Raw genomic sequence first — 21,419 nt, forward strand, 5'->3', positions numbered from 1 at the left:
GTTCCTCTGCCGGTGACGGCCGGGGTGGGGGAAGCGGTGCCCGGCCGGCGCGCACGCCGGCCAGGCAATGAAGGTCACTTCTGGTAGTTCTTGGCGACGTCCTCGGCGAGCTTCTGGCCGTCGTTGAGTGCCTTGTCCGCGCTGGTCTTGCCGGCGATGGCGGCGGAGATCTCCTGGGTGACCTTGGTGCCCAGGTCCTGGAACTCGGGGATGGCCACGTACTGCACGCCCACGGTCGGCCGGGGCTGGACGCCCGGGTTGGCCGGGTCGGCGCCCTCGATCGACTTCAGGGTGATGTCACCGAAGGACCCGGCGGCCTTCTGGTACTGCGGGATGGCGTATGTGCTGGCCCGCTTGCCCGACGGGACGCGCGCCCAGCCCAGCTTCTCGCCGACCAGCTGCTCGTACTTCTTGCTGGAGGCCCACAGCATGAACTTCGAGGCGGCGTCCGCGTTCTTCGTGGTCTTGGGCATGGCCCAGGCCCAACTCCACAGCCAGCCACTGCTCTTGGTCTCGACGGTCGGCGCGTACGCGTACCCGACGTGACCGGCGATCTTGCTGGAGTTCGGGTCCTCCAGCGAACCGGCCGCGCTGGTCGCGTCGTACCACATGGCGACCTTCTTCTGGCTCAGGGCGTTGAGGCACTCGGTGAAGCCGGACTGGGCTGCTCCCGCCTCGCCGTGCTGCTTGACCAGGTCGACGTAGAAGTTGGTGGCCTTCTTGAAGGCGGGGCTGTTGACCTGGGCCTTCCAGTCCTTGGTGAACCAGGTGCCGCCGAAGGTGTTGACCACGGTGGTCAGCGGTGCGCCGAGTTCGCCCCAACCGGCAAGTCCGCGCAGGCAGATGCCCCGCATGCCGGGCTCGGCGCCGTCGACCTTGGCGGCGATGTCGGCGATCTGCTGCCAGGTCGGGTGCTCGGGCACCGTGACGCCCTTCGCCTTCATGACGTCCTTGTTGTACATGAGCATCGAGGACTCGCCGTAGAACGGCAGGGCGTAGAGCTTGCCGTCGGAGCCGGAGAGGGAGGTGACGATCGGCTTGAGCAGGTCGGCCTTGTCGAAGCCGGTGTCCTTGTCGGCGTAGGAGCCCAGTTCGTGCAGCCAGCCGTTCTTGGTCCAGATCGGTACCTCGTAGGCGCCGATGGTGGCGACGTCGTACTGGCCGGCCTGGGTGGCGATGTCCTGGGTGACCTTGTCGCGCAGCTCGTTCTCCGGCAGCACGGTGAAGTTCACCTTGATGCCGGTGTCCTTGGTGAAGGTGCTCTTGGTCAGCTTCGCGATGTCCTCCATCTGCGGGTTGCCGACCATCAGCACGTTGATGCTCTTGCCACCGCCACCGGAGCTCGATGAACCACCCGCCCCGCTGCAGGCGACGAGCAGCGAGCCCGCGGCCGTGGCCGTGGCGAGGACGTGGACCATTCTCCGTGTACGCATGACTGACTCCAGGGGTGTTCGAGGGCATGGGGAACCAGGCCCCGGCCTTGCGGGATGGGGTGTATGGGGGGAGGACTGCGGCTCAGGCCTGGATGACCTGGGGACCCAGCAGTGCGTAGCGGCGGGCCTCGGAACTGTGCAGTCCCGTGTCGGTGACGATGGCCTCGAAGTCCGTGACCTGCGCGAAGCGGCAGAAGCTCACGGCACCGAATTTCGTGTGGACGCCGGAGAACACCCGGCGTTTGGCGACTCGCATGACCTCGGCCTTGAGTGCGCCGACGGTGGGGTCGGGGGTGGTGAGTCCGTACTCGCGGGAGATGCCGTTCGCGCCGACGTACGCCAGGTCGATGGCGAAGTCGGCCAGCATGCGGGTGGCCCAGTGGTCGACGGTGGCCAGCGTCCCGCCGCGCACCCGGCCGCCGAGCAGCAGCACGTTGATGTTCTCGGCAGATGCCAGGGCGCCCGCGGTGGACAGCGAGGAGGTGACCACGGTCAGTGGACGGTCGCGGGGGAGTGCGGCGGCGATGAGCTGCGGGGTGTAGCCCTCGTCGATGTAGACGGTCTCGGCGTCGCCGAGGAGTTCGGCCGCGGCGGCCGCGATCCTGGACTTCTCGGGGACGTGCAGGGTGGTGCGGACGGCGAGCGTGGTCTCGAAGCCCGCGCTCTCCACGGGATGGGCACCGCCGTGCGTGCGCCGGACCAGCCCGTGGCTCTCCAGCAGGTTCAGATCGCGCCGCACGGTCTCCTTGGAGACCTCGAGTTCGATGGCGAGCTCTCCGACGTCCACGGATCCGTCACGGCGTGCCGTATCCAGGATTCCGCGTCTTCGTTCCTCGGCGTCCACGGCGACACCTCCGTTTCACGGCTCCGCAAATTTGTGCCCGAATGGGCGGCATTCCGGAGCCCGGCCCGTTCGGGCTCTGGTGGCCAAATTTGTACAAGCGGATTGCCGTTACTGACCAGGCTCGTCGTAGCGCAGTTCGTGACCGAATATGCCCGTTTTTCGGAGCGAGGGGCCCTGGTTGATGCGGTGGAGGGCCCCGGGAGGGGCAAGCCGGTGCCTGTTAGCCGACTGAATTGTGTCCGCTTGTTGCCCGTTTGCCGGATGGATCAGGACACCGGAGCGGAGCCGACGCGGAAATCCGGCGGAGATCGCGCCGATGACAGTGGCTACTGTGGCCGCCGTAAAACCACTCGATGCGATCTGCAGAAGTCACGCCCCCTTTGGCCCGGCGATCGCCGTCTGCAGGCGGTTGAGCTGATCCTGGTCCGCGCGGGGAGGAAGCGAAGAGATGGGCAAGATCACCGGCAGGACGGTTCTGATCGTCGGCGCCTCGTCCGGTATCGGAGCCGAGGTGGCCCGCCAACTGGCCCCGGGCGGCAACCGACTCGTGGTGGTGGCGCGGCGGGCTCCCGAACTGGCCGGCGTGGCCGAGGCCGTCCGGGCCGCCGGCGGCACCTGCTTGGACATCACAGCCGATGCCCTGGATGCGCGGGCGGCCGCCGATGTGGTGGCGTCCGCCGTCACGGCGTTCGGATCCGTCGACATCGCACTGCTGAACGCCGGCCAGGGCCCGGACATGTCCATGGACGACGTCAGCACGGATGACGTTTCACGGATCATGGCGCTGAACTACGACGTCGTGGTCAACTACCTGATCCCCTTGATCAAACAGATGAAGCGGCAGCCCCACGGCGGCCTTATCGCCCACACCAACTCGCTCGCTGGGCTGATGGGGATCCCACGGCAAGGCCCCTACTCGGCGGCGAAGGCAGCAGCGCGCACCCTGATCGACGCCGCCCGCGTCGAACTGGCTCCGCAAGGCATACGGTTCACCACGATCCACCCCGGCTTCGTGGCGACCGACCGGGTCGGCGCGGATGGACTGCCCAAGCCCTTCCAGATCAGCCAGGAACGCGCAGCTCGGTATGTAATACGCGCCCTGGAAAGGGAACCGGCCAACTCCCACTTCCCCTGGACCACTGCCACACTGGTCCGCGCGCTCCGCATCCTGCCCGCATCGATGTCATCCCTGGCACTGAGGGCCATGGCCTCCCGGTGAGATGGGCAACCGGGGCTCAGGCGAACCACGGCCAACAGTCTCCGGACAGCGAAAGAGCCGCTCACCCGAACCTTCGACTCCCGCACCATGCGCGTTGTCAGGCCAGTCCTATTCGCGTGTGACGGTCCTGCCCAGCCACGGCCTGAGGCTCTGCTGCACGGCCCTCAGCACCTCACCCGGGGAGAGCTCATCGGCCCGCTAGATCACCACGAGGCCTCGTCCTCTGCGCGATGGGTGGATCGCGGCTGGACGTAGCCAAACGGAGAGTCAGTTCGGAGGAGCGGCGCGTATGCCCGCGTGAGCCGAGCGTTTCGGGTGATCGCGCCCTGGGGCTTGGACGGGGCGAACGGCCCCGTCGTCGCCCGCACGGCCCTTTGGCCCGGACGTCATGGCGGTCCCGTGGTCGTGCCTGGCCGCAGGTTCGAGTCCTTAGCAGGAGCCACAAAACATGGCTGGTCGTGCGCGCGGCGCTGACCTGCTGATGTCTTCGATGAGTTCGGTTGACATGCTGGAAGACCGGGGTGCCGACAATGCGGTCTCGCTGCTGCGTTGTCGCCCATCAAGAGCCGGTCGCTCACGTTTGGGGGGCATGACTTGAACCCTGGCCGCGATCCGTCCATTCCTGGTCTCCTCCAGGATGGCCATCTGGTGGACTCGGCAGCATCCCCGAGGCGGCTGCCGCGGCGTTCGCCGTGGCAGCCGCCAAACGAGTATTCAGCACCCGGGCGATGGCTTCGCTACTTGTGGGCCGCGGTGGCCGCGAGGCGGGCAAGACCACACCCCAAACGCCGCACAAGTACGCTGACTTCCCGGTAGGTCAAGGAGGACGTGTTCTGGGCCGACCGGAACTTCTCCGACGACCTGCGGGCCGCCGCCGTCAAGGTCCCCGAGGCCCTCGACGACCTGCAGGCGTCCTTCATCGAACCCACCACCGGCGCGCTGCGCTCGATCCTGGCCAACCCTCCGAAGATCGGCGACAGGGTCCTCATCATGGGCACCGGCCCGATCGGCATCATCGCCGGCAGCGTCATCAAGCGCCTGCTCGCCCCGAACCAGGTGGTGTCCGTGGACGCGAACCCGGTGCGCAACCGGCACGCCGAGGAGCACTTCTCCGAGCGGGCGTACCTGCCGGAGGAGCTCATCGCCGAGGTCGCGGAGAACACCTTCGACTACGTCTTCGACGCCCTGCCCACCGTCAAGGTCGACGACGAGGAGAAGGATCCCCGGCGGGTGGCGATGCGCCGGCTGAAGCCCAAGGGCCGCTATGTGCTGTACGGGGCCTCGCAGGAGATGCAGAAGTTCGACACCTGGCTGATGCTCGCCAAGGGCATCAACATCACCGCTTCCCCGTTCGACGTCACCGCGTTCCCGATGCACCACTCCGCGAACGTGATCCAGGCGGCCATGCAGATGCTGGTGTCGGGCATCGTCGACGGCAAGCGCCTGCTGTCCACCGTGCACAGCTTCGACGACTACGACGGCCTCGTCGAGATCTTCAAGAACTACCGCAGTACGACCGATCTCAAGACGATCGTCGACTTCCGCGCCGCCTGAACGGTTTCGGATAAGTCAGGGTCCCCCTCGCTCTAGCGAAGCCGAGAGCGGGGGAGCGACCAGCCACGACGATGCCGCAGACGACCGACGGCACATCACCGCCCCGCGGCGGAGTCGGCCGTATCGACATGCGGCTCCGCCGCCGGGCAGCGCAGCCCCCGGAGCGCTCAGCACCTCCCCCGCACACGCTGCCGAACCCGGTGGGCGCCCTGTCCCCGCCGCGTCCGCCGGGTTCGGCCCCTGGAGAAGGGAACAGGACGTGGACACACCCAGGATCCGCCACCCCGCGCAGCCGGACGCCGAGTTCGTCGTCGTCGCCAATCGTCTCCCGGTTCACCTGGTGGCGAGGGGCACACGGACTCCCCGCGCTGGCGGCGCAGCCCCGGAGGGCTGGTCAGTGCTCTGGAGCCCATCCTGCGCGCCCGGCGGGGCGCCTGGGTGGGGTGGGCCGGCACCACCGAGAGCACCCCTGCCGCCTTCCCCGACCAGGACCTGCGCCTGCACCCCGTGCCCCTCGACGCCGACGAGCACAGGGACTACTACGAGGGATTCTCGAATGCCGCACTGTGGCCGCTGTTCCACGACGTGGTGGCGCCGCCCGACTTCGACCGGATGTGGTGGCGCAGCTACCACCGGGTCAACCAGCGGTTCGCGGAGCACGCGGCGGCCATCGCCGGTCCGGGAGCCACCGTCTGGATCCAGGACTACCAGCTGATGCTGGTCCCGGCGCTGCTGCGCGCCCTGCGTCCCGACCTGCGGATCGGCTTCTTCCTGCACATCCCCTTTCCGCCCCCCGAGCTCTTTCTCCAGCTTCCCTGGCGCACGGAGATCGTGGAGGGGCTGCTCGGCGCGGACCTGGTCGGCTTCCAACTGCCGGGTGGTGCACAGAACTTCCTGCGGTCGGTGCGCCGCCTGAGCGGCGGTGAGAGTGTGAGCCGCCCGCACGGTACGTCCGTGCTGGGAGCGGTGCGGCTGCCGGGCCGGGAGGTCCGCGTCGGCGCGTTCCCGATCTCGATCGACGCTGCCGGCCTGGAGGAACTGGCTCGCAGCGAAGCCGTTCAGGAGCAGGCCCGGCGGATCCGCCGTCAACCGGGCGACGGTAGAAGGATCATGCTGGGCGTCGACCGGCTCGACTACACCAAGGGCATCGACCAACGACTGCGGGCCTTCGAGGGACTCCTGGCCGACGGCCGGGTCAGCGCGCGGGACACCGTCCTGGTGCAGATCGCCACGCCCAGCCGGGAGGGCGTCGAGCACTACCGGCGGCAGCGTACGCGGATCGAGGCCCAGGTAGGGCGTATCAACGGGACGTTCGGGCAGGTCGGCCAGGTGCCGGTCCACTACCTGCACACCACCGTCGACCGCACCGAACTCGCCGCGTTCTACCGGGCCGCCGATGTCATGCTCGTGACGCCGCTGCGTGACGGTATGAACCTGGTCGCGAAGGAGTTCGTCTCCGCCCGCCCCGACCTGGACGGCTCGCTGGTGCTCAGTGAGTTCGCCGGCGCGGCCCACGAACTCACCCAGGCGCTCCTGGTGAACCCGCATCATCTCGCCGAACTCCAGGATGTCATGACCACCGCCCTGCACCTGGGCGAGGCGGAGCGCAGGCTCCGCATGCGGGAGCTGCGCCGTCACGTGCGTGAACGGGACGTCCACCACTGGGCCCGTTCGTTCCTCACGGCGCTGGCAGGTTCCGGCCCCGGACTGCTGCCCGCGGACGCGGACGCCGACGAAGCGCCACCGCGCGCGAGCGTCGCCTGACACCTCGACCACGACGGACCACGACGCCTCGACGACAAGGACGCAGACACCATGACCGCTCCGCCCCCGCGTGTCCGCAAGGCCGTCATCCCGGCCGCCGGACTGGGCACACGCTTCTTGCCCGCGACGAAGGCAACACCGAAGGAGATGCTGCCGATCGTCGACAAGCCCGCAATCCAGTACGTCGTCGAAGAAGCGGTCGCCGCCGGCCTGGATGACGTCCTCATGGTCACCGGCCGTGGAAAGCGCGCCCTTGAGGACCACTTCGACCGCAATGCCGAACTGGAGGCGGTCCTCACAGGCAAGGGCGACACCGCCCGGCTCGACCTGGTCCGCGCCTCGACCGACCTCGCCACCGTCCACTACGTCCGCCAGGGCGACCCGCGGGGGCTGGGACACGCGGTGCTGTGCGCGGCCCCGCACGTCGGCGCCGAACCCTTCGCCGTACTGCTCGGTGACAACCTGATCGACCCCGCCGATCCGCTCCTGTCGTCCATGACCGCCGTACGGGAGGAACTCGGCGGCAGTGTGATCGCCCTGATGGACGTCGGTGCCGAGCACATCAACCGGTATGGCTGTGCGGCGGTTGAGTCCGCCGGGCGGGACGGCCTCGTGCGAGTGACCGACCTGGTCGAGAAACCCGAGGCCGGCGAGGCCCCCAGCGCTCTCGCCGTCATAGGACGCTACGTCCTCGACCCGGCCGTATTCGAGGTCCTCGCCAAGACCGAACCCGGGCGCGGCGGCGAGATCCAACTCACCGACGCCCTGCGCACCATGGCGCGTGACCCCGAGATCGGCGGCCCGGTCCACGCGGTGGTCTTCACGGGCCACCGCTACGACACCTGCTACCGCGGCGAGTACCTGCGCGCCACCGTCCGGCTCGCCTGCCGACGCGAGGACGTCGGCCCGGAGTTCCGCACCTGGCTGCAGACCTTCGTCGCCCGCGACCTGGCCGCGTAACCAACCCGTTTGTCCCAGACTTCGTTCGAGGAGGCGCCGTAACCCATGCCCGCCGGCACCCGAGAGCTCGACTTCACCCGCGCCATGGCCCGTGTCCCGGGGCCCGTGGTCGTCACCACCACCGTCGACGAGACCGGCCGCCGCTGGGGATTCACCGCGAGTTCCTTCGTCTCCCTGTCCCTGACCCCACCCCTGGTGACGGTCAGCCTGGACAAGAAGGCCAGTACGCACGCCGCCTTCGTCGCCGCCGACCAGTTCATGGTCAACGTACTGGCCCATGACCAGTCCGACATCGCCCGGCGCTTTGCGACGTCGGGCGTCGACCGGTTCGCCTCCGGCGACACGGTCCCGCTCGAACGGGGGCTGCCCGGCATTCCCGAGGCGGTGGCCCGGCTCGTGTGCCGCATGCACGACGTGGTGGACGGCGGTGACCACAGCATGCTCATCGGCCAAGTGCTGCACTGCGTCACACCCGTCGACCGGGACGCGCTGGTGTACGTCGACCGCGGCTTCGTCAGCCCGGCCGGCTCCGCGCCCGAAGTGGCCCGTGCCCGCTGAAGCCGGGCCGGGTGAGGGAGCACCGCGGCCGAGGATCGCGATCCTTGGGACGGCGCATCCCCACCTGCCCGACCACCTCCGCGCGCTCGCCGGGCGCGCGGAGGTGTGCGCCGTGCATCCCGGCCGGCTCAGGCCCGAAACCTGCCTTCGGCACGCCGGACTCCGTGGTGTGCCGGAGGCCGCCGATGTGGCATCCGCACCGGCACACGCGCAGCTTGCCCTGGTGTGCTCCGCCACCGCCGAACACGCTGAACTGCTCGGGGCCGTAACGCGGACGGGCACACCGGTCCTGGTGGAAAAGCCCCTCGCCGCCACCGCCGCGGAGACGGCCGAACTCGCGCACACCCTCACCGCGGCCGGTGCCCGGGTGACGTTGGCGATGTTCCTGCGTCGTGCTCCGTCGCTGTGCCGGGCCCGGGAGCTCCTGGCGGACGGGCGTCTGGGCCAACTCGTCGCGGGAGACGCCTGGTTCACCCATCCGGGCCTCCTGGACGGACTCTTCTCCGACAACGGCGCGCCATGGATGCTCAGTCCGTCCTGGGGCGGCCGAGGTGCCTTCGCGGATCTGGGGATCCATCTCGTCGACCTGCTGCGCTGGCTGTGCCCAGAGGCCCGCCTGACGGTGCGCGCCGCCTCGCTCCGCCCCCTCCCGGCGGGCGGACCGGGGGATGCCGGGGGCACGGCGCTCCTGGAGTGGGGCTCGACGCCCGTGGCCCTGCATGCGGGGTGGTCGTCACGCCCCGGCGGCATCCGTCTGCGTCTTGAGGGGACGCGGGGAACGCTCCAGGTGCACGGCGGTGAGCTGACGCCGGCGCGGGAGGACGGAGTGCTGACGGAGGCTCATCGGCCACCGGCTGCGGGTGATGCGACGACCGCCTTTCTGGCCGACCGGGCCCAAGAGGACCAGGAAGGCGCAGGGGTGGCCGACGCGGTGGCATGCGCACGCGTGCTGGAAGCGGTCGCCGAGGCTGCCGTATGACGATGGTTCAGGAACTCGTCTCCGACGCGTGCTTGGTCCGCCACGTGGTCTTCTTGGCCTGGTTCCCGCAGGTGTCCATGGAGCACCAGCGCCGGTTGCCCGGGCGGGACGTGTCGAGGAACCAGGCGGCGCAGGCCGGCCCGGCGCAGGCGCGGACCCGCTCCAGTACGGGGGATGTCGCCAGGGTCAGCGCATCGCGGGCGATGTCGGCGAGAACCGCGCCGACCGGGTCGGCCGCGGTGTAGGTCAGCGCGCCGTGTGCGTCGAGCACCGGCACCGGCGGCGCCGCGTCGGCCGCCCGGTTCAGCCGCGCGCGGTCGTCCGCGGGGCATCCGGCGGGGCCGCTGTCGCCGCGGGCCGCGGTCAGGAGCGCATGCACGGCCTCCCGTACCTCCCGCGCCCGGTGCAGCACGGCCTGAGACGGGACCGGCACGACGGTGCCGTCGGGATACGGGCCCAGCTGGACGACCCAGGCGGACAGGGCCTCGGGGGTGTCCAGCTCCTCGGTGGCACCGTCCAGGCCGCGCAGCCGCAGGGTGCGCATGAAGTCCAGGCAGAGCCGTCCGGAGCCACTGCGGAAGCGGGAGACCGGTGGTGCGGGGGAGACAGCCATGCGAAACAGCCTACTGCGGAACCGGTTTAACTGGTACGTTGAAGGAACCGGTTAAACCGGTTCCTGGTGGCGAGTCGTCACCTCCCTCTTTCGTCCCTTCCTTCCTCTCCTGCTCGAGGTGTGTGTCGTGGCTCCAGGCGTTTCCTCCGCTGCGCCGCCGGCGTTGAGCCGGCCCCTGATCCTGCTCCTCTCCGTCGCCTGCGGCATCGCGGTGGCCAACATCTACTTCCCCCAGGCGATCAGCCCGCTGATCGCCGACGACCTGCATGTGCGCCCCTCCTCCGCGGCCGTGGTTGTCACCTGCGCCCAGCTCGGCTACGCCGCGGGCATCTTCCTGCTGGTCCCCCTCGGCGACCGGCTCCGCCACCGCGGACTGGTCACCACCCTGCTGCTGGTGACCTGCGCGGGGCTCGTGCTCGCCGGGACGGCCACCTCCCTGACGGTCCTCGCCGTCGCCAGCGCCCTGGTCGGCCTGACCACGGTCGTGCCGCAGATCCTCATCCCCATGGCGGCCGGCCTGACCGACCCGGAGCGCCGCGGCGCAGTCACCGGAACCCTGCTCTCCGGCCTGATCGGCGGGATCCTGCTGGCCCGCACCTTCTCCGGCACCCTGGGCGAATGGCTGGGCTGGCGCGCCCCCTACCTCGTCGCCGCAGCCATGGTGCTGATCCTCACCCTCGCGCTGGCCACCGCCCTCCCGCACACGACGCCCAGCACCGACCAGCGCTACCCGGCGCTCCTGGCGGCCTCCCTGCACCTGCTGCGCACCGAACCGCTGCTGCGCCGCTCCTGCCAGTACCAGATCCTCGTGTTCGCCGCGTTCAGCGCCGCCTGGACCGCACTCGCCCTGTTCATCACCGGCCCGCACTACGACCTGGGAACCCCGGCCGTGGGCGTGCTCGCCCTGGTCGGCGCGGCCAGCATGTTCGCCACGCCCATCGCCGGCCGGCGCACCGATCGGCGCGGCCCCGACGCCGTGAACCTGGTGTGCATGCTCGGCGCCATCGCGGCGGGGGCGCTGCTGCTCACCGGTCGCCTGGGCGGCGCCGTCGGGCTGGTGGGCCTGGGCGCGGGGATGCTGCTGCTCGACGTGGCCATGCAGTCCGGTCAGGTCGCCAACCAGGCCCGCATCTTCGCCTTGCGACCGGAGGCCCGAGCCCGGCTCAACACCGCGTACATGACCTGCGCCTTCCTGGGCGGCAGCGCCGGTTCATGGCTCGGTGTCCGCGCCTATTCCGCCTTCGGCTGGAACGGCGTGTGCGGCCTGGTCGTACTCCTGGCCGGTCTGGCCCTGCTCCGTCACGTCCTGCGAAGCCGGGAGGTCACCGCCGACGCAGACGCACGAGTGCCGGCGCCCGCCGGGAAGGACGGCGTGCCCGCCGGACGCTGAAGCACGCCCTTCCTGCACCGCTCACCGGGCCGACCGCGACGGCCGGAACGGCCCGGTTTCTGTCCCATGCCACCGCGGACGCACGGCGGCGTACGGCCGCTGTCGCATCTGCCGCCGCACATCGAAACGTCAATGCACACGGTAAGGAGTTGCCATGGCCGAGAACCTCTGCCGGAAGAGCACGACCTGGGGTGTGACCACGACCACGGGCGCGGGCGCCCATGCCCGAGAGGCGGTTGCGAAGTGAGCCAGTGGGACTACGTGATCGTCGGGGCCGGCTCGGCGGGATGCGTGCTCGCCGACCGGCTCAGCGCGGACGGCACAGCGCGGGTGCTCCTGATCGAGGCTGGTACCGGGACTCCGGAGACCCGCCCCGAAGTTCAGGTGCCGATCCTCTTCCCGCGCCTCTTCGGCTCGGACCTGGACTGGAACTTCGCGACGGTCCCGCAGCGCGGCCTTGCCGATCGCACCATTCCGATCCCGCGCGGGAAGGCGGTCGGCGGCTCCTCGGTGATCAACGCGCAGTTGTGGACCCGTGGGCATCGGGCGGACTACGACGCCTGGGCCGAGAAGGGGCTGGAGGGCTGGAGCCACGACGACCTCCAGCCCTACTTCGAACGGGCCGAGCAGCGGATCAGCCTGACCGGCCTGCGCCATCCCCTGCCGGTGACCCCGGCATTCGTCAACGCCTGCGCGCACCTGGGGCACGCCCCGGCGGCCGAGGTCCAGGAAGGCTACGCCCTGGCTCGCGCGACACACCGCGACGGCCTGCGGCACAGCTCGGCGGACGCCTACCTCACTTCGGCCCGCGAACGGCCGAACCTCACCGTGCGGGCGGACACGCTCGTGCGCCGCGTGGTGTTCGAGGGCACGCACGCGGTCGGGATCGAGATCGAAGCGGAGTCGGGAACCGAGACCGTCCGCGCAGAGCGCGAGGTGATCCTCGCGGCCGGAGCCGTGGGGAGCCCGCATCTGCTGCTGCTGTCAGGCGTGGGCCCAGCCGAGGAACTGTCCCGGCACGGTGTCCCGCTCGTACAGGACCTGCCCTCGGTGGGCCGCGATCTGACGGACCATCTGCTCGTCCCGCTCGCTTTCGAGGCGCAGGGCTTCTTCTCGCCCGGTGCGAACGCTTCGTCCGAGCAGATCACCCAGTACCTGCGGGACCGCCATGGCACCCTGGATTCGATCATCTCCGAGGCACTGCTGTTCCTGCGCACGCGCGACGAACTCGATGCTCCGGACATCGAAGTGGTCCACCTTGTGGTACCTCTGGGCGAGCACCAGCGGCCTGCCGCGCATGGACTGGCGCTGGGTGTGATCCTTCTGCGACCGCGCAGCCGTGGCGCGATCACTCTGCGCAGCGCCGATCCGCACGACGCCCCCCTGATCGACCCCGGCTACCTGTCCGACGAGGCGGGAGACGACTTGGCGACGCTGGTGGCGGGCATACGCGCGGCACAACAGGTCCTGCAGCAGCCGGACTTCGCGCAATGGACGGGCAAGCCTCTCACGGATGGAGCGTTGTCCGAGGAGATCGACGACATCACGGCCTACATCCGTACGACGGGAGGCAGCATCCACCACCTCGTGAGCACCTGCCGGATGGGTGTGGACGACCACTCCGTCGTCGACCCGACGTTCGCGGTCAGGGGCCTGACGGGCCTGCGTGTGGTGGACGCCTCCACGATGCCGAGCATCGTACGGGCCCACACGCATGCTCCTGTGACCATGCTGGCCGAACGGGCCGCGGACGTGCTCCTGGAACAGCGCTGACCAGGCCAGAACACCCGCAGTCCCGGCTCTGATCTGCTCAGGGCCGGGACGCTCCTCTGAGCTGCGGAGCGAACCAACAGGAAGGGACCACCTCTGCCGGCGGGCACCGCCTCGGCGCGCCCGGCTGACCCCGGGCCGGCTCACCCCAACCCGGCCGGGCCCCAGAGGCCGACCCACAGGTCACCCGCCCGTCCCTCGGGCCTCTCCACCCGTGAGCTCAGGACACCGAGCGGTGTCTCCGCCTCCATGAGCCGCCCCGACCAGCAATCCCCCGGCTGGTCGGGGCTTCCCAGGCAGGTCGAGTCTCCCGCGCCGGGAAGACGCCGCCACGGACCAGCCATGTTCTGGGTGCCCCACCTGGGACTCGAACCTGCGGCGGGTCCGCGTGACGGACAATTCCTGGATCAGGCGCTTTGACCTGCGGTTTCTTCCGCGCCGGTGGCCTGCGTTACGAGTGCGACGCAGCCGGCCGAACCGTGCTGCGCCAGAAGACCCGCCTTTCCCGTAAACCCGACATCTGGCGCTACCTCTACGACCCGCTTGGCCGACGCACGGCCAAGCAACGCCTCGACGGCAGCGCAGCCGTCGTGGAACAGGTCGATTTCGCAGGGACTGGCAAGCGAACGTCGCCGATCAGTCGACGTAGACGTACTGATTGAGCACCCAACGCGACAGATGTGTCAGGGGCGTGGGGCCCACTTGGATGTTCCGAGGGTAACGATCACTCCGCTGATCTGGGTTTTTTGCGCTGATTGGCGTTGAAGCGCGCTTTCTTCTGACGATTCCCGCACGTGTTCATGTCACACCATTTGCGGGTGCGACTTTGGCTGGTGTCGAAGAAGGCGGCTTGGCAGGTTGGTGATGCACACAAGGCCAATTTTCCGTCTCGTTCGCCCGCGATGATGCTGATCGCGTCGGCGGCGATCACGCCGAGGGCATCTTCCACGCAGGAAGCCGAGCTGAGCCGCCATCGCCGCTTACCCTCGGGCGTCAGGATCGCCGCGGCCCGGCCCTGAGCGCTGCAGTCATTGATGACTTGGACAGCAGACGCAGGGAGAGCTTCCTGGAGCGCGGCCGCTGTCGCGGCGGCGTGAATCGACTCCCTCAGTTCCCGGGCGAGGTCGAGCTGGGCAGTGGTGCAGGAGTCCACGGCGAGGCCGTTCACTGCCAGCCAGTCGACGAGTCGGTGCGGCGTGGGAATGCGCTCCACAGCGTCGCCATGACGCTCCGACAGAGTCCCCGTGAAGCTGGTCGCCAGCACGTTACCGAGGCGGAAGTCGGGGAAGCCAGCACGCATGGAACCACCTTAGCCGGTTGCAGCGTGGCTCGGACAGCTGCTAGAACCGCCTTAGACGGTTCGCAATAGGTCGTAGCCGATTCCGCGATGGCCAGGAGGTCTCATGCCCCGTCCAACCAGCGACGTGCAAGCATTTGAAGCCCACGCAACTGACGCTGACCTCGACGATCTGCGCGCGCGACTGGCCGCGGCGCGACTGCCGGAGACTGAGACGGTCTATCGCGCCCCGCCCGACCCTCGCCGGTGGGAACAGGGCGTTCCTCTCGCCGACCTCGTCGATGTCGTGAACTACTGGCGCACCGGGTACAACTGGCGGTCGTTCGAAGCGCGCCTTGACCGGATCGGCCAGTTCCGCACGACCATTGATGATCTGGGAATCCACTTCCTGCACCGCCGATCCGCGCGCGCAGACGCCACTCCTCTGCTCTTGACGCACGGCTGGCCGGACAGCATTGCCCGGTTCATCGACGTAGTGGACGAGCTGGCAGATCCGAAAGATGCAGACGCGCCGGCGTTCCACGTCGTGGTCCCGTCGCTGCCAGGCTTTGGTTACAGCGACAAGCCGGCCACCACCGGGTGGGGAACCGAAAAGATCGCGGCCGCATGGGTGGAGCTGATGGGAAGGCTCGGCTACAGCAAGTTCGCAGCCCACGGGGGCGACTGGGGAGGCAATATCACCACGGTTCTCGGCGGCAGGTTCCCGGCGCACGTTCTCGGCATCCACACAACGTTCGCGGAGGGTCCGCCCGGGCTGACAACGGACGGGCTGACGGCGGTCGAGCGCAGGTGGGCCGAGGAAACCCGCGATTTCTGGCGCCACCGCGCGGCGTACGCGAAGCAGCAGGCGACCCGACCGCAGACCATCGGCTACTCGCTCGTCGACTCACCGGTCGGGCTTCTTGCCTGGATCCTCGACAAGTTCGCCGAGTGGTCGGACACCGAAGACAGCCCGTTCGAGACGATTTCCAGAGACAGGGTTCTTGACGACGTCACCTTGTATTGGCTGACGCGGACCGGCGCATCATCGGCCCGCATTTACTACGAAAGCCACAACTCGCTGGATCCCGAACTTCGGGTCGACGTTCCGTCAGCAATCACTATGTATCCCCGCGACGTCGAGAAGTGTCCGCGCCCCTGGGCGCAGGAGCGGTACCGGCAGATCGTCCGATGGGGGTCGCCCGAAATCGGGGGACATTTCCCGTCGCTGGAGGTTCCCGAGTATTTCGTCAAGGACCTGCAAGAAGGCCTCGCGGCAGTACTGGCCGCCAATCGGTGAACGCGGCTCGGCGAGCTGCTGGTTGGTAGTGGTGCTGCTTCCGTGGGTTGCTGCTCCTGGCGACCGCCGCTCGTCGCTTCGCGCCGGGTGGACCTGGACAGCATGGTCACCGTCCGGTTCAGCTTGGAGGACACGGAGAAGGCGCTCAACGCCGACAACCTTCCAGGCAACCTCAAGACGATGGTGGTGCTCTGAATGGGAGTTCTCGACAAGTTCTCGCTGAGCGGTCGCAAGGCCCTGGTCACCGGAGGCAATCGCGGGCTGGGGCAGGCTTTCGCCACGGCACTCGCCGAGGCGGGCGCCGACGTGGCGATCGCGGGCCGCGACGCCGAACGCACGGCGCTCGCCGTGGAACAGGCGGCCGGCCACGGGCTTCAACTGCACCCGATCACCGCCGACATCACCGACGACGCGGACGTACGGTGGATGACCGGCGAGGCGCTCGACGTACTCGGCGGCCTCGACATCCTCGTCAACAACGCCGGTACCTGCTTCCACAACGACTCCTGGCACACCACGGACGAGGAGTGGGCGCAGGTCTTCGACCTCAACGTCCGTGCGCTGTGGAAGTGCAGCCTCGAGGCCGCACGGCACATGAAGGAATCCGGCGGCGGATCCATCGTCAACATCGGCTCCATGTCGGGTCTCATCGTCAACCGGCCCCAGTGGCAGCACGCGTACAACGCCTCCAAGGCGGCCGTGCACCACCTCACGAAGTCCCTCGCGGCCGAGTGGGCCGCCGCCGGGATACGCGTCAACGCGGTCGCCCCCGGCTACGTCAAGACGGACATGGCACCGGTCGACCGGCCGGAGCTGCGCCGCCACTGGATCGAGGACGCACCGCAGCAACGCTACGCACTGCCCGAGGAGATCGCGCCGGCCGTCGTGTTCCTCGCCAGTGACGCGGCGTCGTTCATCACGGGCTCGGTCGTCGTGGCCGACGGCGGATACACCGTCTACTAGCCGCATCCGCCCCGCGGACATCTCACGTATCGAAGCTGCTCGAGTCCGGTGGCTTGTCCACATCGTGCTGCCGAGCCCAGCTCATGCTGGACGCCATCGTCATGGCCTTCGCCGCCCCTCTGCACGCGACCCACGAGCAGATGCAGGCCCGGCACACCGATATGCAGAGACAGGGGTGCCGGGCCCGATCAGGCAGACGGCGTCATGCGTTCGGGTCGAACGGGATGCCCGACGGCATGGAGTGGGCGAGGCCGTATTCGAAGTCTCCGTCCTTGATCTTGATGGTGGCCGCGCCGAAGTCGGCGCTCAGGAGCTTGTCGCGATACCCGGCGGGGTAGCCGTTCCACCCGACGAGGCGCGGGTAGAACCAGCCGCCGGTGGCGTTCTCAGCAGGCTCGTCGTTGGTGTTGGCGAAGCGGAAGTCGTGGGTGGAGACGCCGTCCTTGTGGTAGACGATCTTCGGGTGGGTGCCGTCGAAGCGCACGGCCGAGGCGGCCGCCACCTGGTAACTGCTGTGCTGGGACACCGACACGTACTGCACCTGGTTGTTGCTGATCCACACCACGACGTGCTCCCAGTCGTGCCGGTGCCCGATGGCCGCCGGACCGAGCGTCGCCTGGTCCTTCTCGAAGTAGCTGGCGTACATCACGGCGCACCAGCCGTTGTTGCACTTCTCGCGTGAGTACGTGTTGGCGTTGGCCAGTTGGGCGTAGTCGTGGCAGTGGCCGTTCACGTCGCCGCCGAGTGCCAGACCGGGGTTGATGGTGCCGTCGGCGCCGATGGCCGCGGTGGCGTAGCAGCCGTCGCCGTCGTAATCGTAGGCAGGAGAGAAGGTCTGCTCCAGGCCGTCGGCGTTCTGGGGCAGCAGCGTCAGCACGTTGGCACTCGCCTGGGTAGGGAGGGCCATGACGAGAGCCAGCGCGCCGAGAGCGGCGGCAAGTGCCGTCCTGCGGGGCCTTCTTGCCGCGAGCAGTGGGTTGCGCACGTCAACTCCTACGGGTAGCTGGTCAGGTTGGCGACATTGGTGCCGGAGTTGGACGGGCCGCCGGTGTTGTTGACGACGTGGCTGATGGTGCCCGTGCCGCCGAGCGAGACCGTCACCATGCTGGTGAAGCGGATGCCCGGGGTGTTCGGCGCCTCGATGGCGTGCGCGGCGACGACACCGGGGTTGACGTTGAAGTAGCAGTAGCTGCCGAGGCCGTAGGCCTGGTGACTGGTGACCGAGTCGGCGACCTTGTAGGCGGCGTAGCCCTGGGTGGAGCCGTTCATCCAGGCGGACTGGTTCGGTGGGTCGTACGGCATCTCGTTCTGGAAGAAGTACGTGCGGCCGCCGTTGCCGTTCCAGACGGTCTGGTACTTCTGGAAGTGCTCCACGAACAGGCCGTACATGGTGACGTCGTCGCCGTTGACGATCAGTCCGGTGTCCGCGGTGTTGCTGGTCCAGCCGACGCCGCTGCCGTGGTCGGCGCGCCAGATCCACATGTGGTCGCCGATGACGTTGTCGCTGTTGACGACGAGGCTGGTGGTCGCCTTGCCGACGCCTGCGCCGCCGACCCGGAAGTACACGTCGTGCAGGGAGGTCGGGTCGCCCGCGTGGGAGGCGGAGGAGCCGGTCGGCCCGACCTCCAGCAGGGAGGGCGAGTTGGTGGTGCCGGCGTCGAACAGCAGGCCCGCGATCTTCACGCCGTCGACGTCGGCGACCTTCATCGCGGTGATGCCGTTGTCGGGGACGAAGGTGGCCAGGCCCAGGCCGAGGACGACCGTGTCGGCGCGATTGATCTGCAGGGTCTGGTCGAGGTGGTAGACACCTGGGGTGACCAGGAGGTTCTTGCCCGCGGCGAGCGCCGAGTTGATCTGGGCGGCGGTGGCGCCCGGCTTCACGACGTAGAAGCTGTCCAGCGAGAGCGAGCTGCCCGAGGCGCCGTTCGCCCAGCTGGTGCCCGAGGAGTTGGAGCGCACGGACGGCACGAACACCTGGTAGGCGCCGGATCCGTCGACGTACAGGAACGGCTTCTCTCGGGAGACCGGGCTCTGGGCGACCGTGGTGTAGGGCGGGTTGGGGAAACTGGTGGCCGGGACGCCCGTGCTGCCGGTGAAGACCATGTTCCAGTTGGAGCCGGTCCAGCTGCCGAGCTGGGAGTTGCGGGTCAACCACTGTTGCTGCGAACCGGAGTTGACCTGGCCGTCGATCCTGCTGTCGGCGATGAGACCACCGCTGGACCAACCGCCGTCGTCCAGGGCGAGGTTGCCGCGCAGATGCATCCGGCGGTACGGCGCCGCCTGTGAGACCGCCCAACGGTCGCTGCCGCCGGTCGGGTTGACCGAGAGGTTCTCCGCGCCGCGCCAGAAGTTCTGGGTGGCGTTGCCCTGGAACCAGTCGGCCTCGGCGTGTACCGCACCGTTGATCGTCACCGCGTCGGGGGACAGCCCGAGGCCCAACACCTGGGTGTAGAAGCCGACGTTGACGTCCGCGCTGTAGGCGCCGGGCTTGAACAGCACGGCGTAGCGCTGCGAGCCGAACTGGTTGGTCTCCTGCTGCTGGAAGATCGAGTTCAGCCTGCTCTGGATCGTCGACGAGGACATCGAGGAGTCGAAGACGACCACGTTGGGACCGAGGTCGGGGTTGGCGGCCGACTGGGTCACGGGGACCACCTGGAAGCGCTGGGCGGCGGTGCCGTTGCAGGTGTACTGCACGAACTGCACGCTGTCGGCGGTGGATGCGCCGGGGTCGTCCAGGCACTTGCCGCTGTTGCGGTTGACGAAGTGGTAGGCGCCGCCGCCGTCGTCCACGGGCAGCCACTGCTGGTTGGCTCCGCCGCCGTAACTCCACAGGTGGACCTGCGCGTTGTCGGCGGTGGAGACATCGGCGACGTCCACGACCTGATTGGCGTCGTTGGCGTTGTTGATCCGTACGTATCCGGCGTCGGCGGCGGTGAAGCTCCACCGCTGGGCCGTGGTGCCGTTGCAGCCGTACTGCTGCACGACGGTGCCGTTGGCGGTGGCGGCCGCCTTGGCGTCGAGGCATCTGCCGCTCGCGGCGTTCATGACGGTGGCGAAGCCCGTGGGCAGCGCGGAAGTTGCGGCCCGCGCGGGGGCGCCGGTGAGCAAGGACGCGGCCGTCATGGCCACCAGTACGGCAGCGGCGGATCTGCCGCGGCGCGGTAGGGAAGGCATGGGTTCTCCTAGCCGGAAGCGGGGGGAGAGAAGCAGTGAGGCGGCCGGGATCAGCCGGCGTAGGCGGCGAAGACGCGCGTGTAGTCCCAGTCGGACTGGCCGACTCCGGAGCAGCTGTCGGCGGGGCCGCCGGTGCAGGGGCGGTCGCGGTTGGCGGACCAGAACGTCAGCCGCGCCAGGTGGTGCTGCTGGGCGTAGGCAAGAATGGTGCGGAAGTCGTTGACCGTGACGGTCTCGTTCTGGTCGGTGATCCCGTTCATGGACGAGATGCCCATGTCCCGGTAGGCCTGGTCGTCGCTGTAGCCGTAGGCGTTCTTCAGCGCGTTCTTGAGGCCTTCGGCCGCCTGAGTGGTGAGGTTGCCCATGTTCTGGCCGGCCCCACCGAAGTCGAACGGCATGATGGCCCAGGCGTCCACGGTCAGACCGGAGGACGCGGCGCGGTTGATGAGGCTGGTGTCGGGCCCGCTCTGTCCGGTGCCGATGGTGATGTACACCTTCAGGCCGGGGTTGTTGGCCTTCACCGTCTTCAGCGCGTCCACCGTCCGCTGCTGCACGGTCGGGTTGCTGTAGGCGTCGGCCTCGAGGTCGATGTCGATTGCCTTGAGCCCGTAGGCGTTGATCACCTTCTGGTACGCCGCCGCCAGCTCGCCCGCGCTGGAGCAGGAGCTCTCCAGCTTGTTGCCGCTGTAGCCGCCGAAGGACGGGATGATGTCACCGCCGTTGGTGCGTACGGTGTTGACGGTCTGCTGGTCGACACCCCCGGTAAGGGCCCGGCTGCCGTCCCACTGCGGATTGCAGTAGCCGTTGCTGAGGACGAAGGCGAGGGTGAACCACTTGACGCCGGTCGCGTTGGTGATCGTGGTCGGGCTGGGCGGGCTGCCCCAGCCGTTGTAGAGATACGGCGCCACGGCCATCGGCGCGGACGGGGTGGTGCCGTCGCCGGCCGCGGGTGCGGTCCACTTCTGGTTGGCCGCGCCGGTGCAGCTCCAGATCTGCGCGCGGGCGCCGTTGGCCGAGGAGTTGTCGGTGACGTCCAGGCACTTGTTGGCCTGCGGGTTGACGATGTCGTGGGCGGCGGTGACCGTCCACTTCTGGTTCGCACCGCCGCTACAGCTCCACAACTGGACCTTGGCGCCGTCGGCGGTTGAATTGCCGGTCACGTCAAGGCACTTGCCGAGGGCGCGGATGGTGCCGTCGCTGCCGACGGTCCACTGCTGGGCTGCGGTGCCGTTGCAGTCGTAGAGCTGTACGGCCGTGCCGTCGGCCGAGTTGGCTCCGGCGACGTCGAGACACTTGCCGGCGAGGCCGGTGATGGTCCCGGTGGCGGCCTGCGCGGGGGAGGCCGTGAGCAGGCCGGTCGACAGGGTGAGGGCGGTGACCGCCAGGACGGCGGATGCAGGGAGAGGTCTCGGTCTGGCCATGGCGGGGCGGCCTTTCGTGGGGGGTAATGCACCCGGGCCGCGTTCAACTCGCGAACGGACCAGTGCATGCATGGGGGTGGGGTCGCCCGGTGAAACTAAAGGTACGGACCACTTACGTCAAGGTGTGAAGTAAGAGTTGAGGAAAGGGAGTTGAGCGGACACCCTGCGTTGCCTTGGCCGGGTGTTGTTGATCTGGAGATC

17 protein-coding genes and 1 pseudogene are annotated in these 21,419 nt (G+C 68.8%); 11 read left to right on the plus strand and 7 right to left on the minus strand.

Annotation, left to right across the window (positions count from 1 at the left end):
• Positions 1-74: 74 nt before the first annotated feature.
• Both ACFY1L_RS51395 and ACFY1L_RS51400 read right to left on the minus strand, forming a co-directional pair.
• A complete protein-coding gene (locus tag ACFY1L_RS51395) occupies positions 75-1,433 on the minus strand; it encodes an ABC transporter substrate-binding protein (RefSeq protein WP_388842229.1) in 1,359 nt (452 codons plus the stop codon).
• A gap of 82 nt (positions 1,434-1,515) precedes the next feature.
• Positions 1,516-2,277: a DeoR/GlpR family DNA-binding transcription regulator gene (locus tag ACFY1L_RS51400; protein ID WP_388842233.1), complete on the minus strand. Its 762-nt coding sequence runs from the start codon at positions 2,275-2,277 to the stop codon at positions 1,516-1,518.
• A gap of 448 nt (positions 2,278-2,725) precedes the next feature.
• Between ACFY1L_RS51400 and ACFY1L_RS51405 the strand changes: the two genes are divergently transcribed.
• From ACFY1L_RS51405 to ACFY1L_RS51430, 6 genes are all read left to right on the plus strand, one after another.
• Positions 2,726-3,496, plus strand: a complete 771-nt coding sequence (locus ACFY1L_RS51405; RefSeq protein WP_388842235.1) for an SDR family NAD(P)-dependent oxidoreductase — start codon at positions 2,726-2,728, stop codon at positions 3,494-3,496.
• A gap of 828 nt (positions 3,497-4,324) precedes the next feature.
• Entirely contained in the window at positions 4,325-5,050 is a 726-nt protein-coding gene (locus ACFY1L_RS51410; protein WP_388842236.1) for a hypothetical protein, read from the plus strand.
• 414 nt (positions 5,051-5,464) lie between these two features.
• Positions 5,465-6,814, plus strand: coding sequence for a trehalose-6-phosphate synthase (locus ACFY1L_RS51415; RefSeq protein ID WP_388842398.1), 1,350 nt, complete (start codon positions 5,465-5,467; stop codon positions 6,812-6,814).
• 51 nt (positions 6,815-6,865) lie between these two features.
• A complete protein-coding gene (locus tag ACFY1L_RS51420) occupies positions 6,866-7,774 on the plus strand; it encodes a UTP--glucose-1-phosphate uridylyltransferase (protein WP_388842238.1) in 909 nt (302 codons plus the stop codon).
• A 45-nt stretch (positions 7,775-7,819) separates the two neighbouring features.
• Positions 7,820-8,332: a flavin reductase family protein gene (locus ACFY1L_RS51425; protein WP_388842240.1), complete on the plus strand. Its 513-nt coding sequence runs from the start codon at positions 7,820-7,822 to the stop codon at positions 8,330-8,332.
• Entirely contained in the window at positions 8,322-9,311 is a 990-nt protein-coding gene (locus ACFY1L_RS51430) for a Gfo/Idh/MocA family protein (protein ID WP_388842242.1), read from the plus strand. The genes ACFY1L_RS51425 and ACFY1L_RS51430 overlap by 11 nt, the downstream gene beginning before the upstream one ends.
• Before the next feature lie 7 nt (positions 9,312-9,318).
• Here ACFY1L_RS51430 and ACFY1L_RS51435 read toward each other — a convergent pair whose 3' ends face one another.
• Positions 9,319-9,924 (minus strand): CGNR zinc finger domain-containing protein, encoded by a 606-nt coding sequence (locus ACFY1L_RS51435; RefSeq protein ID WP_388842244.1) that lies wholly within the window; start codon positions 9,922-9,924, stop codon positions 9,319-9,321.
• A gap of 127 nt (positions 9,925-10,051) precedes the next feature.
• Here ACFY1L_RS51435 and ACFY1L_RS51440 point away from each other — a divergent pair, with 127 nt between their 5' ends.
• The 3 genes and pseudogenes from ACFY1L_RS51440 to ACFY1L_RS51450 all read left to right on the plus strand — a co-directional run.
• Positions 10,052-11,314 (plus strand): MFS transporter, encoded by a 1,263-nt coding sequence (locus ACFY1L_RS51440; protein WP_388842246.1) that lies wholly within the window; start codon positions 10,052-10,054, stop codon positions 11,312-11,314.
• Positions 11,315-11,557: 243 nt separating this feature from the next.
• Positions 11,558-13,087, plus strand: coding sequence for a GMC family oxidoreductase (locus ACFY1L_RS51445; RefSeq protein WP_388842248.1), 1,530 nt, complete (start codon positions 11,558-11,560; stop codon positions 13,085-13,087).
• Positions 13,088-13,518: 431 nt separating this feature from the next.
• Positions 13,519-13,704, plus strand: a pseudogene (locus ACFY1L_RS51450) (hypothetical protein); the annotation flags it as partial.
• Positions 13,705-13,808: 104 nt separating this feature from the next.
• Here the strand turns inward: ACFY1L_RS51450 and ACFY1L_RS51455 are convergent.
• A complete protein-coding gene (locus ACFY1L_RS51455; protein WP_388842250.1) occupies positions 13,809-14,384 on the minus strand; it encodes a CGNR zinc finger domain-containing protein in 576 nt (191 codons plus the stop codon).
• A gap of 103 nt (positions 14,385-14,487) precedes the next feature.
• Between ACFY1L_RS51455 and ACFY1L_RS51460 the strand changes: the two genes are divergently transcribed.
• Positions 14,488-15,660 (plus strand): epoxide hydrolase family protein, encoded by a 1,173-nt coding sequence (locus tag ACFY1L_RS51460; RefSeq protein ID WP_388842252.1) that lies wholly within the window; start codon positions 14,488-14,490, stop codon positions 15,658-15,660.
• Positions 15,661-15,855: 195 nt separating this feature from the next.
• Positions 15,856-16,623, plus strand: a complete 768-nt coding sequence (locus ACFY1L_RS51465) for an SDR family NAD(P)-dependent oxidoreductase (protein WP_388842254.1) — start codon at positions 15,856-15,858, stop codon at positions 16,621-16,623.
• Between the two features lie 202 nt (positions 16,624-16,825).
• On the opposite strand, the gene ACFY1L_RS51470 is transcribed toward ACFY1L_RS51465, so the two are convergent.
• The 3 genes from ACFY1L_RS51470 to ACFY1L_RS51480 all read right to left on the minus strand — a co-directional run bounded on the left by ACFY1L_RS51470 (position 16,826) and on the right by ACFY1L_RS51480 (position 21,218).
• On the minus strand, positions 16,826-17,530 hold the full coding sequence (locus tag ACFY1L_RS51470) for an NPP1 family protein (RefSeq protein WP_388842400.1): 705 nt from the start codon (positions 17,528-17,530) through the stop codon (positions 16,826-16,828).
• A gap of 86 nt (positions 17,531-17,616) precedes the next feature.
• The gene (locus ACFY1L_RS51475) at positions 17,617-19,797 is read right to left on the minus strand and encodes an RICIN domain-containing protein (protein WP_388842256.1); all 2,181 of its coding nucleotides are present in this window, start codon (positions 19,795-19,797) and stop codon (positions 17,617-17,619) included.
• A gap of 50 nt (positions 19,798-19,847) precedes the next feature.
• Complete coding sequence (locus tag ACFY1L_RS51480) at positions 19,848-21,218, minus strand: lectin (RefSeq protein WP_388842258.1); 1,371 nt, start codon at positions 21,216-21,218, stop codon at positions 19,848-19,850.
• Positions 21,219-21,419: the final 201 nt, after the last annotated feature.

Source organism: Streptomyces sp. NPDC001663, assembly GCF_042893105.1.
Classification (GTDB): Bacteria; Actinomycetota; Actinomycetes; order Streptomycetales; family Streptomycetaceae; genus Streptomyces.